At 45.3% G+C, this 13,179-nt stretch carries 9 protein-coding genes; 5 read left to right on the top strand and 4 right to left on the bottom strand.

The genetic code is table 11. The annotated features are described in order from the left end of the window. Positions 1-32 precede the first annotated feature (32 nt). Positions 33-437 carry a VOC family protein gene (locus ABT56_RS11825; protein WP_047879083.1) on the top strand — a complete coding sequence of 135 codons (405 nt, stop codon included), beginning with the start codon at positions 33-35 and terminating at the stop codon, positions 435-437. A 780-nt stretch (positions 438-1,217) separates the two neighbouring features. Next, entirely contained in the window at positions 1,218-2,813 is a 1,596-nt protein-coding gene (locus tag ABT56_RS11820; protein ID WP_053062463.1) for an EAL domain-containing protein, read from the top strand. Positions 2,814-2,850: 37 nt separating this feature from the next. Here the strand turns inward: ABT56_RS11820 and ABT56_RS11815 are convergent, their stop codons facing one another. Together ABT56_RS11815 and nagZ are read right to left on the bottom strand one after the other, a co-directional pair. Next, positions 2,851-4,386, bottom strand: coding sequence for a bifunctional GNAT family N-acetyltransferase/carbon-nitrogen hydrolase family protein (locus tag ABT56_RS11815; protein ID WP_047879082.1), 1,536 nt, complete (start codon positions 4,384-4,386; stop codon positions 2,851-2,853). Between the two features lie 196 nt (positions 4,387-4,582). Continuing rightward, on the bottom strand, positions 4,583-5,587 hold the full coding sequence (gene nagZ / locus ABT56_RS11810; RefSeq protein ID WP_047879081.1) for a beta-N-acetylhexosaminidase: 1,005 nt from the start codon (positions 5,585-5,587) through the stop codon (positions 4,583-4,585). Positions 5,588-5,878: 291 nt separating this feature from the next. Between nagZ and ABT56_RS11805 the strand changes: the two genes are divergently transcribed. Then, the gene (locus ABT56_RS11805) at positions 5,879-6,358 is read left to right on the top strand and encodes a DUF1097 domain-containing protein (RefSeq protein WP_047879080.1); all 480 of its coding nucleotides are present in this window, start codon (positions 5,879-5,881) and stop codon (positions 6,356-6,358) included. A 57-nt stretch (positions 6,359-6,415) separates the two neighbouring features. Here the strand turns inward: ABT56_RS11805 and ABT56_RS11800 are convergent, their stop codons facing one another. Further along, a complete protein-coding gene (locus tag ABT56_RS11800) occupies positions 6,416-7,366 on the bottom strand; it encodes a precorrin-2 dehydrogenase/sirohydrochlorin ferrochelatase family protein (protein ID WP_047879159.1) in 951 nt (316 codons plus the stop codon). Positions 7,367-7,675: 309 nt separating this feature from the next. Here ABT56_RS11800 and ABT56_RS11795 point away from each other — a divergent pair, with 309 nt between their 5' ends. Together ABT56_RS11795 and ABT56_RS11790 are read left to right on the top strand one after the other, a co-directional pair. After that, on the top strand, positions 7,676-8,797 hold the full coding sequence (locus ABT56_RS11795; protein ID WP_047879079.1) for an efflux RND transporter periplasmic adaptor subunit: 1,122 nt from the start codon (positions 7,676-7,678) through the stop codon (positions 8,795-8,797). A gap of 2 nt (positions 8,798-8,799) precedes the next feature. After that, on the top strand, positions 8,800-11,976 hold the full coding sequence (locus tag ABT56_RS11790; RefSeq protein WP_047879078.1) for an efflux RND transporter permease subunit: 3,177 nt from the start codon (positions 8,800-8,802) through the stop codon (positions 11,974-11,976). Positions 11,977-12,040: 64 nt separating this feature from the next. Here ABT56_RS11790 and ABT56_RS11785 read toward each other — a convergent pair whose 3' ends face one another. Continuing rightward, entirely contained in the window at positions 12,041-13,117 is a 1,077-nt protein-coding gene (locus ABT56_RS11785; RefSeq protein WP_047879077.1) for a S1 family peptidase, read from the bottom strand. Positions 13,118-13,179 lie beyond the last annotated feature (62 nt).

Here is a 13,179-nt window from a genome sequence, read left to right as displayed (position 1 = left end):
TAATGAGGAGTTTGTCTCTAGGTAGTTATCCAGTGATAGAAGCAACAGGTATTGATCATATTGTTCTACGCACAACCCGGCTCACTGAGATGCTTGAATTTTATGTTCAAGTGCTGGGTTGTCAGATAGAGCGCGAAACAGAGAAAGCATTAGGTTTGACACAACTGAGAGCAGGGAACGCCTTGATCGACTTGGTTGATGTGGAGAGCAATCTGGGCAGGAAAGGTGGAGGAGCCCCCACTCATCAAGGTAACAATATGGATCATTTCTGTCTTCAAATAAAGCCATTGGAGGAAGTCGAGATTTGCCGATGTTTGGAGGCTGGTGGAATAGAAGTTGGAGAGTTTACCGTTAGGTATGGTGCTGGCGGTTTTGGCCGTTCATTGTATATCAATGATCCAGAGGGAAATACTGTCGAGATCCGTTGTGCGGGTTAACGTTGTTAGTCTGTTAAATCTCGAGTATCTATCATAAGTTGTTGCCATGTTTCAGTGGTTATTGATGCGCTTGATAATTGATTGTTAAGTGAGATGAACGTTTTTGCAAAGAAGGGAACAGAGTCGGAAATCCTTGATATCACAAGTGGTGATTGACGGGGGATGGAGAGAAAGTAATACAATGTGACGGTTTTTCCGAGTTTACCTGATGATTTTATCGAATTATGGGAATGTCATTAATTATTCAGTAAATTTGTTCTGTTTTTCACAAAAAAATAACTCCAGCGTGCATTTTAGGGCAAATTACGGTATCTTATTCCTGTCTAAAAATTGCTTCTAAGTGCCGTTTAGAGGCATTTTTTAGACCTTGGACAACCCCTTATTTTTAATTTTTCAAAGGTTTACTGTAATGATGGAAACGTTGCTAGTCATTGCTTTTATTATCGGTGGTGCTTACGTCGTTCTTCGTGAGAAGAAATGCTGTAAAGGTATTGATTATTCAAGCAAGTCTCTTTAAATGTGCTGAAAGGCATTTATTGCATGGTAGTAACCGATAATAATGTAATCGGTTACTACAGTTTACTATTCCGCATGTCTGTACGTTTGTTGTGATCTAGGTCAATAGTTTTAAATCAATACCAATATTGTTGAATATGCTTGTGGTCATTAGTGGTTTTTGCTGTTAATTTCTTAAGGTAATTCAACGGGATAGCAAGTTGCGCCCAGATGTTGGAGCAATAGCGAATCTTGTTAGCGTAGGATGCTGGGCTTGTTGGTAGTATGAGGCTGATTTTAGAACGACAAACATCAAATCACAATGGACTGGCTAAGCAGTGTCAGCCTAACGGTTATTTGTTTTTCGTAGTTGTTATTACGTTATGCGCATCGTTTGCGTTGATGTTCACGGGGATTGCTTCTCGTACTTACATTTCTACAATGTTAAAATACGATGCCCAAGAACTCTTGTCGACTTATTCCAATCGAGTAGAGCGGTACCCTGATTCTCTCTATGCACTTAGTGAAAAGTTTCGGTTCGACTGCAGTGAAGACGATCAACATTACTTAGAACAAATAAGCTACAGTGATTATATGATTCGCCGCATATCACTACAGCTTAAAAATGGGATCAAATGTTCTAGCTTTGATACTATTGAAAGCGATAGAGCGATGAAACCACTCGTTAATAACGTCAATAAAAATATATCGCTGTGGGTAGTCAATGAATTAAATGATAAGCAGCAAATAATAGTTGCTGAATGGAAAAATCATTTAGGTTCAATGTTTGTATATCTTGAGCCATTGATTGTTGATAGTTTAAGAAATATATATTGTGATGATTGTGTTTTAACGAGACTCACGTCTACTGAAAATTCAAATATTTCATTTTTTCGTGGTGATGCGAGTCTATTGGAGCAGGAACCATTATTGAGTTCAACTTATGATAATGGTTTGAGGGTGGATATATATGTAAGCCCAAGATTGATGAATCACTATGAGCAAGCTGCAATTCTGCCATTGTTATTATTAGGTGCAACATTTGGCATGATATTTGTGGCGACCTATAGGTTGTTTTTAACTCGACGCTTATCTCTTCATTCATTAGTTGAGCAGGGGTTGGCAAGAAAAGAGTTTATTCCTTATTACCAGCCGATTGTCAATGTCTCAAATAACTCACTCTATGGGTGTGAAATGCTTGCCCGTTGGCAGCGACCGGGATGTGATATGATATCACCAATGGAATTTATACCCTATGTTGAAAAGAGCGGACAAATATTTCCTATTACTGAACAGTTGCTCTCGAGAGCTGCTCGTGAAATGGATAAATTAAATTGGCAAGAAACCAGACAGGTTATCAGTATAAATATTGTCCCAGATCAGCTGGAGCATCCCGATGTCATGAAGCGCGCGCTGGCATTACTTGAAGAAAGTAATATTTCGCCTGATCAGATTGCATTCGAAGTGACTGAGCGTAAGCGATTTACTGATTTGGCGATGGCCTCTAATGTGATTGAGCAACTACGAGATCAGGGCATTGACGTAAAACTTGATGATGCCGGTACAGGCTATGGTGGATTTAGCTATATACAACAATTGAATATCCGCAGCTTGAAGATAGACAAAATGTTTGTTGAAACTATCGGTACATCGGATATTAAATTATCGCTGCTTGATTCGATTATTGCTTTTGGCAAGGAAGCCGGAATGGAGATGATTGCGGAAGGTGTAGAAACGTGTGAGCAGTCTACATATCTTGCCAATCGTGGGGTAGTGTTACAACAGGGCTTTTATTTTGGTAAACCAATGGAGTTTCGGGATTTCGCTTATTATTGTAAATCTATAGTTGCGTCATCACCTTGTGCTGTGGTGTTGGTATAAGGGCAAGATAACTTGCCCTTATACTTGATGTCTCGAGTTATTCTATTGCCGCTTTTGTGAATTGGCCATAGAGATCTAATCGTCGATGACGAAGATTTGTAACAGAACCTTCGGTGTTGAGGTATTTTAGTTTATCTAATTCGACATCTGCGAAAATAATCATTTCAGTATTAGGGCTGGCCTCAGCAATAATTGCATCATGGGGGAAGTAGATATCAGCCGGTGAAAAGACAGCTGACTGCGCGTATTGAATATCAACATTATCTACTCTAGGCAGGTTGCCAACACTGCCGCCGATAGCAACATAACATTCGTTTTCAATGGCTCTGGCTTGGGCGCACAGCCTGACTCGGAGATATCCGTTTTTGGTATCAGTCCAAAAGGGAACAAAAATAATTTGGACGCCTTGTTCTGCCAACATTCTGCCGAGCTCGGGAAATTCAGCATCATAGCAAACAAGGATGCCGACACGACCTGCATCTGTTTCAAAGACTTGAACCTTTTCGCCGCCATCTATCACCCAGTCTCGTTTTTCGTGCGGTGTGATATGAAGTTTGTATTGTTCATCAATACTGCCATCACGGTGAAGCAAGTAAGAGACGTTATAGAGGTGTCCCTCTTCTAACAGCGGCATACTACCGGCAATAATATTGATATTGTAAGTGACGGCAAGCTGCGAAAAACGCTGTTTGATTTCATCGGTAAACTCGCTGAGGAAGCGAATAGCATCGACAGAGTTGTGGTTTGGCTTCAAGCCCATGAGTGGGGCATTGAAAAATTCAGGTAGTAGGGCAAAGTCCGCCTGATAGTTGGAAAGTGATGATATGAAGAATTCGGCCTGATCGATTAAGTCGTCAACGGAGACCATCTTGCGCATTTGCCACTGAACAATCCCTAAGCGTACTTCTGTTTTATCAACATCCAGAATTGAAGGGGTTTCTTCTTCGTAAAAAACGTTGTTCCACTCCAGTAATGTTGCATAACCACATGATTTTTCATCTTCGGGTAGGTAATGCTGCATCAGTCGTTTTACATCAAAGTCGTTAGCAAGTTGAAAAGAGAGAATCGGATCATACAGCTCTTTACGTTTGACCTTCTCTAAATATTCGATGACAGAATGCTCGTCGGCAACCTTGTGGTATTCAGGTATTCTTCCACCCGCCAATATTGCCTTCAGGTTCTTGCTGCGGCAAAGCTCTTTGCGGGCATCGTAAAGGCGTCGACCGAGCCGGAGGCCACGGTAATCGGGGTGGACGAAGACATCTAATCCATACAGCGCATCACCGTTAGCCTGATGCTGAATGATATTTTGTTCATTGATTATATCGGTATAGATATGTGGGAGTGAAAAGCGGTTGTATTCCACCTTGATGGTTAGGGCTGCACCTATGATTTTTCCGTTATCTTCAATACAGATCTGGCCATCAGGAAATTGGTGGATCAAGTCCATGATTGTCATTTGCGGCCATGCTCCCCCCACATCTTTGAATACAAGGTTCATCAGTGCAGCAAGTTCGTCATAGTCACGGGGCTTGATTGTGCGGATGTTCAGAAGCGGAGTATTAGTATCCATACTGACTCTCTTTATAGGTATGCAGCTTGTGTCTAAACTATATTGAGAGTTTCCTATGGAAATCAACGTCTTTTATTTATGCTTTATTGATATGTGAGTGAGGTTGCATTTGTTATGAGAGGCAGAGATAAGAGATGAGGATAAAAAAGGGCAGTACTGAGCTGCCCTGAATCGTTTGTATCCTAGAGGAGGAAAATTAGCTGTGCTTTTCTTTCCATTCTTGGCTTAGGCGGCCAATGCGCTCAGAGGTTTCTTGCCATTTTCGAGTGGCGATAAGATCACGATACTCACCGGTTGGCTTTTTAAGTAGTGTTTCGAGACGTTTTACTTGGGCTTGTGGTAAACCATCAAGAGCCTGAATAGCACCCTCACGGTTGTTACATAACAAAACCATATCGCATCCGGCTTGTTGGGCCGCAATCGCTCGTTCACTGTAGCTGCCGAGTACGTCAGCACCTTTCATGTTGAGATCGTCAGAGAAGATCACCCCATCAAAACCAAGTTCAGTCCGCAGCACGGTCTTTAACCAGTATTCAGAACCACTAGCTGGAGCACTGTCATAATGATTGAATACAACATGGGCTGGCATCATCGCATCAAGCAAGTTTTGCTCTAGTAACGCTTTAAAGACAGTCATGTCGTGCTCTTTGATCATATCACGAGGATCATAAGGTGTTTCGAGATGAGAGTCGGCAATGACCCCACCATGACCTGGGAAATGTTTGCCTGTTACAGCCATTCCAGCAAGCTTCATACCCTTGATAAATTCCGCGGCATAGCGGGCAACCGTTGCCGGTTTATCTGAGAATGCGCGATCGCCAATTGCCTTACAGTCAAAACCAAGATCAAGAACCGGTGCAAAACTGAGGTCAATGTCCATAGCCAGTAATTCAGCGGCCATTAGCCAACCGCCTTCCTGTGCCAATTCAAGGCCATTAAGGCTCTCGGCAAATGCCTGTGGGGGCGGAAGTAAGGTGAACTCGTCACGGAAGCGCTGTACTCGACCACCTTCCTGATCCACGGTGATAAGTAAAGGCCGCTTGGCGGTTTGGCGAATGTCCTTAGTTAATGCTCTAAGCTGTTTTCTATCATGATAGTTGCGGGCAAAGAAGATGATGCCACCAACCGTTGGATGTTCAATGATTTCGCGGTCTTCAGCTGTCAGCTCATAGCCTGCGATATCGAGCATTAATGGTCCCATGAAGTCTCCTTGGGGGGATGGGGAATACTCATAATATTATGCACTAAACGCTATTGACCAAGCTACAGCAAGATTATCTGAGATTGATTGTTTATTACTGTAAACGCTGGGTTTATTGTGAGGAACAGTATTAATTCTTTGTAGTTGATTGTATATGACTATTAGTGTGCTATTTATCACGTATTCGGTGTGTTGTTAGTTTTTTTTTCATTAAAATGGTGATTTTGATCTATTTACTGCCGTTAATGATTCGATAAACTGTTTCCAATTTAAAGGTAATTGAGAACTGTCATGTCAGTGTTAGCAGCAATCGCGATCACAACGGGGATTCTATCTGGTGTATGGGGCTGGGTAGCCGTGTCTTTGGGCTTATTGTCTTGGGCGGGTTTTTTGGGGTGCACGAGTTACTTTGCATCGCCAAAAGACGGTCTGAAAGGCCTAGGGCTGAGTATTGCAACCAACCTTAGTGGCGTATTTTGGGCAATGGTGATTATTCACCTGTCTACGTGGGTTGGCATTGATATTGTTGGTTACGTTGTCACAGCTGTGGTGGCGTTCTTTATGTGCATTCAGGCTAAACATAATATTCTTAACTACATACCAGGTACTTTTATTGGTTCTTGTGCGACATTTGCCGCAGCTGGGGATTGGCAGTTAGTGGTTCCATCGCTGTTACTCGGCGGTGTGTTCGGCTTTGCAATGAAGGCAAGCGGGGTGTGGTTGCAAGAGACGCTCAACAAGCCGGATACCGAACTCTGCGAAGAGAACTAAGCGTTAACGACTTATAAAAAATGCCGCTTAAAGCGGCATTTTTTTCGCCTGTAAAGATTATTGGCAGCTGACGTGTTCAACATGAGTCTCAAGGGTGACGGTTTCTTCTATCGCGCTGATGACGGATGCTGTTTCTGCTTTGTCGATTAAGATACAGATTCGGCACTTTTCATTCAGTGTTGTTTCCACTAGTTCGGCAACGTTATCGAGAGTATATGGCATACGCTCTGCGTCACGCCGGCATAAATCGACAAAAATATCATCGGCATCACCGGGGAAGAGCACCATTTCGGATTGTTGCATCAGTCGCAGTGCTTTTAGACTGAGGCGTTCAGGATCATGGTTGGTCTCAATCAGGTAGAGGGCAGCTCCGTTACTGATAGAGTCGGAGTCGAGCAACAGCTTAAACAGGGTTTCTAGTGTGGCTTCGTCTTTAGCTGCCTCTACTTGTGGGTGGCGTAAAAAGTGTTCCCAAAATCGTCTTCTCTCATCAACGCTATTGTAAGTAAATTTTATCCTGTCACGCTGCTGTCCGGCATAATTGGCTATCATGCCTAAGTTTTGTGGGAGGGTTGTTTCGAATTTTTCCCGTAGATACCTCACTAGAACAGGGGATGCCCCTCCGCTTGATATGGCAACTTGAATCGGGCTGCGATCGACGATCGACGGGGTAATAAACTGGCATTTATCTTTGTCGTCTACCACGTTCACCCAGATGCCTCTGCGTGCTGCATCGTCACAAATTTGTTGATTCAGCGTGCTGTTGTCTGTAGTTGCCCATACCAGCCAGCTTCCCTCGAGTAAATCAGGTGTATAGATACTGTTAATCCAGTCAATTGCTCCGGTCTTAGCCAGTGTTGCTAAATAGGGATGAAGTGACGGGGAAATAATAGATATTTTCGCGCCTGCTTTTCGTAATAAATCAACTTTGCGGCACGCGACTTCACCACCACCAATTACGCTTGTTTTCTTATCCTTAATTGCCAGGAAAACTGGGAAATAATCCATATAAATACCCTTTAGGAATAAATGCATCCATGTAACTGATTGAGTTGAAAGTTAATTCAATTTTCAGAAGAGAATGAGATAAACAAATACATCATTTGAAACATTTTGATACACAAGCCCAGTATATTGCTTTTATTACTGGGCATTGTTCAGCTTGTATTAAAGGCATAATGGTAATTTTTAGTCTACTAAAAAAAGCCAGTTGCGCCATATTTCTCTCAAGATAAATATTGGCGAAAGATAATGGTATTAGTTTGGGATTAACAAGAACAAATATTATTTGTTACATCATCTGATTTGGGTCGGCATATGAAGAAAAAACTGATAATCGCAACCATGGTAAGTTCAGTCTTGCTGACGGGGTGTGGGGATAAGGCATCTGGACCTGCTGCAGGAATGAGCCCGTTGGTTTCAGCGCAGCCTGTGACAGTTATTGATTACCAGCAAGGCAAGCAATTTGTCGGTAGAACTGAGGCGTACGAAGATGTCGCCATAACAGCACAAGTGTCAGGCTATCTGAAGTCTCGGTTATTCACCGAAGGAGATTGGGTTGAAAAAGGCCAGTTATTGTTTGAAATTGAGCCTGCTGCCTATGAGGCTCGCCTTGCTAGTGCCAATGCATCGATTTCACAGGCTGAGGCAACGCTTAAGCGGGCAAACTTGGATTGGGAACGCGGCAATAACTTGTTGCCAAAAGGCAGTATTAGCCAGTCCGAGTTTGACCGCCTAACCGCTGAAAAACTCAATGCCGAAGCGCAACTTAAGTTGGCTAAAGCGCAGGTGAAATCGGCCGAGGTCGATTTATCCTATACCCAAATAACCGCTCCGTTCTCTGGTCGTATCAGCGACAGTCAAGTCAGCATTGGTGACTTGGTTTCACCAAGCTCGGGCGTGCTCACAACCTTGGTTAGCCTAGACCCCATTCATGCAACATTTAACATGAGTGAACGCCAGCGATTGGACTTTGGGATTGATACGCTAGATGGTTCAGGCAAAGGACGCAACGAAGTCGAAGTTGTGATGACATTGACCAACGGCAAGCAGTATCCAGTACTTGGTGAAGTGGATTTTGTCGGTAACCGAATTGATTTGAACACCGGCACTATTGCAATGCGCGCAAGTTTTGCCAATCCCGATCAAGCCTTGTTGCCGGGCCAACATGTACAGGTTTTCTTGCGTGAGAAGACTCCGGTTCAGCGTTTGGTTATTCCACGACGTGCTGTTCAAAGTGATTTGGAAGGTGATTTTGTGATGGTACTGCAAGATGAAAATGTTGCAGAGCGTCGCAACGTTATTCTTGGCCCACAGACTGAACACGGAGTGATTATCGCACAAGGCATTACTGCCGATGATCAAGTACTGACTAAAGGCCTCCAGCGTGTCCGTAACGGTATGACGGTTAATCTGGAACAAAAAGAGGCACAAGGGTAATTATGTTAAGTCGCTTTTTTATCCAGCGTCCTAAGTTTGCGCTGGTTATCTCGATCATACTTACTCTGGCCGGTGCCATTGCGCTGCTCAATCTGCCGGTGGCGGAGTATCCGAAAATTAGTCCGCCTTCGGTTGGTGTGACGGCATATTACTCGGGAGCGAGTGCCGAAGTTGTTGAAGAGGCGATTGCCGATCCAATTGAAGCATCGGTCAATGGCGTTGAAAACATGATCTATATGTCGTCAAAAAGTGCCAATGACGGTTCCTATAGTCTCAACGTGACGTTTGATATCGGTACTGATCCGGATATGGCACAGGTTAACGTGCAAAACCGTGTCGCCCAGATCGAATCCAAACTTCCAGCTGAAGTGCGGATGGTGGGCGTGACGGTGAAAAAACGCTCACCCGATCTATTGATGGTACTGAACTTCTATTCGCCAGATGGCAAGTATGATGACAAGTTCCTGATTAACTACATTAATCTGAATGTGAAAGATCAGCTGGCCCGTGTTACTGGGATCAGTGAGGTCAATGTTATCGGTGGCGGTGAATACGCGATGCGGGTTTGGTTGGATCCAGAGAAAATGGCCAATCTGGGGTTGACCACATCCGATATCAATGCCGCATTGTCAGAGCAGAACGTACAGGTAGCGGCTGGTAAGGTTGGTGCTCCACCGTATAACAATGCTCAAGAAGTGCAGTTCAACCTTGTGACCAAAGGACGCTTGGAAACGGTTGAAGAGTTCGAGCATGTGGTACTGCGTGCCAATACCGATGGCTCGATGGTTTACCTCAAGGATGTGGCCCGTGTAGAGCTGGGTAAAAAGTTCTATGACGGTAATGGCTTATTCCGCAATCAGCCTGCATCAATCGTAGCTTTGAACCTACAATCTGATGCTAACGCATTAGAAAGTGGTCAGGCAGTCATGGATCTGCTTGAACGAATGAGTGCAGACTTTCCTGAAGGGATGAGTTACGAAACCAGCTACGATACAACGCTGTTTGTATCAGAGTCGATCAAAGGCGTGGTCAAAACCCTGATCGAAGCCATTTTGTTGGTTATTGCCGTGACCTATCTATTTTTGGGCAGTATGCGCTCAACCTTGATTCCGGTTGTTGCTATCCCGGTATCTTTGATCGGTACATTTGCAATCATGCTGGCGACAGGTTTTACGATTAATACCGTGACCTTGTTTGGCCTGATCCTTGCCATTGGTATCGTGGTGGATGATGCGATTTTGGTTATCGAAAACGTCGATACCATCATGAAGCGAGATCCTAGCCTAACACCACGTAAAGCCACCTTGATGGCAATGAAAGAGGTGACCGGCCCGATCATTACATCGACCTTGGTGCTATTGGCCGTCTTTCTCCCTGTGGCTATGTTGCCGGGGATCACCGGTATCATGTACCGTCAGTTTGCGCTGACCATCTGTATTTCGGTGGTGATCTCATCAATCAATGCATTGACACTTTCACCGGCACTGTGTTCTTTGGTGCTGAAGCAAGGTGGGGACAATACATCGCGCTGGTTCTCTGTATTTAACCGTGGCTTGGAGAAAGTGACGCTTAAATACGGTGCTATTGCTGGCTTCATGGTCCGTAAGGTGGCCTTGTTGATGGCGTTCTTTGCCTTGGCTGTTGGTGCCGTGACTTTCTTGTCGAAAACAACCTCGACGGCGTTTGTACCGACAGAAGATAAAGGTATTTTGCTGGTTAACGTTCAGTTGCCTGATTCGGCGTCGTTGTCTCGGACTGAGCAAACAACCAAGAAACTTCAGACGATTCTGGAAGGTGAGCCGGGAATTGACGGTATCACAGTCGCCAATGGTTATGCGTTCTTGACCGGTGCAGCAGCATCCAACGGTGCTTCATTGTTTATCAAACTCAAGGAGTGGGATGTACGTAACGCGATGGATGGCGATCATTCATCGGCTGCTATCGCCAACCGTATTAACGGCCGCGCCGCGATGGAGTTGTCCGAGGCGATTGTCTTTGCGATGGGGGCGCCAGCTGTTCCGGGGATGGGGGCTGCATCGGGGTTCGAGTTTGTGCTCGAAGATACCCTAGGGCGCAGCCGGACTGATTTGGCCAACGTGATGGGCGAGGTGATCCAGAAGGCGAATCAGCAGCCGGAGATACAGTTTACCTTCAGTACATTCCGTGCCAACGTGCCGCATTTCTATATTGATGTTGACCGTGTCAAAGCCAAGCAGTTGGGGATCCCACTCACTGAGATTTTCCAGACGCTACAGGGTAACCTCGGTTCTATGTACGTGAATGACTTCACGCTATATGGCAAGAATTTCAGGGTAACGGTACAGGCAGACAGCGATTACCGGGATAGCCTTGATACCTTGGAGCGCTTCCACGTACGTTCTAGCTCGGGAGAGATGATTCCACTGAGTACCCTAACGACGGTAGAGCAGGTGTTCGAACCGGATGTGGCATGGCGTTATAACATGTATCGCTCTGCGGTAATCCAGGGAAGTCCGGCTCCGGGTTACTCGAGCGGAGATGCTATTGCCGCGATGGAACGTGTTGCCGCTGAAGTGCTGCCGCAAGGTTATCAGTTTGAATGGACTGGTATGGCCTATCAGGAAGTGAAGGCGGGCAATCAGGCGATTTACGCATTTGCCTTGGCATTGATCTTTATCTATCTGTTCATGGTTGCGCAGTATGAGAGCTGGAGTATACCGCTGGCAATCATATTGGTGGTGCCTGTGGCAACGTTGGGTTCGTTCCTTGCTTTGGCCATAACTGGAACGCCGCTCAATCTCTATGCCCAGATAGGCTTGGTGTTGTTGATCGCGCTTGCCGCGAAGAATGCCATATTGATTGTGGAATTTGCCAAGTTAGAGCGTGAAGAGAAAGAGTTGGATATCGAAAAAGCGGCGGTGCGTGGTGGTAAATTGCGTTTCCGTGCGGTGAACATGACATCTTGGTCGTTCATTCTCGGTATTATGCCGTTGATTTTCGCCTCGGGCGCAGGCCATATCAGCCAGAACTCATTGGGGATATCACTTACTGGCGGTCTACTGTGCGTGCTGTTGGCTGGTACTTTCCTTATCCCTGGTTTCTTCGCTTTGGTGCAGCGCAAGCGCGAGAAGTTTCATGGTGGATCAACGCGCTTGATTCCAATCGATGATGAAGATGACAGCGAACTGAACGCTAAATAGAAAAAAGCTCCCGTAAGGGAGCTTTTTGTTTTCAGGGTTATCCCATGCTGATTGATAAGGTTGCTTATTTTTTGCGGCGCAAAATAGCCAAGCCAGCGAGCGCAGCCAGAGCCGTTAGAGGAATGCTACCGCCGCCGGATGAGCCGGTGTTCTTTTTGGCCGCTGGCTTGGTGTCGGGTATGGCGATGAATGGGTCAGCATCGAACGAGGAGGCTGGAACTGCAGCAAGATCTAACCCTGTTTTTAGCTCAATCCATGGGTAATAGCTTGCCAGTTCGGTATATAGGCCATTGTATTGGGCCTGTGGCATACCGGCATTCTTCGGCTCACAGTAAGGGCCATTACTGGTTACGCCAATTACCCGCAGACCGAAATCGCTGTCGCTGGCATGGTTTGGATTTTGCCATACCAGTGGGCCGCCTGAGTCACCGCGGCAGACATCTTTTTTGATGTCAGGATTGTTGCTGTCCGCACAGACAAAATGTGAATTTGCATCAAGAGAGTAGGTTGGCTTGCAGCTATTGATGGGGATCCCCGCCAGCTTAACCACCATGAGTTCGTCCGGTTGAGTGAAATATGGTTGTGAGGCCCCCCAGCCGGATGCAATGAGATTCGCTTTGGAAAAGGCAGAAGGTGTCCAGGTATTGTCAAAAGCCTGATTGGCGAGGTGCTGCTCGTCAGCCGTCGCTACTTTGATTGGTTTGGCAACCTCCATCATTGACCGGTCAACCTGAAGCAACGCAATATCGTCATTGGCGCTGATGCTCAAATCAAAATTAGGATGGACGATTTTCCGGATAATGTTGAACTTATATTTGCCGTCAATGTTGGCGGCATCGCCATTGGCATTAGGAATGTGGTGGGTTCCGGCAATCAGGATGTCGGTCATAGCAGGAATGATACAGTGGGCAGCCGTGACGGCCCAAGTATCGCTGATGACAACAGCTCCGCATCCTGAACGAGTAGAAAAGTCAAATTCTGACTGCATGACCATCGCAGCCTGCCACGGAAGTAGATTGTTATTAATTTTACTAATTTCTGAACCGTTTAATACGCGAGGCTGAATCTCGGTAGAGGCTGTGACGTTAAGGCTAGTGCATGCTAAGGCAAGCACGATTGGGCTAAGTATGAGTTTTTTCATCCTGAATATCTTTTCGCTATTTATTGGTGGTTATATTTTTTAGTCTTGGTGCTGTTGAAATT

The sequence above is a fragment of the Photobacterium aquae genome (assembly GCF_001029445.1).
Lineage (GTDB): Bacteria > Pseudomonadota > Gammaproteobacteria > Enterobacterales > Vibrionaceae > Photobacterium > Photobacterium aquae.
This window is presented reverse-complemented; position numbering and strand designations above follow the sequence as displayed.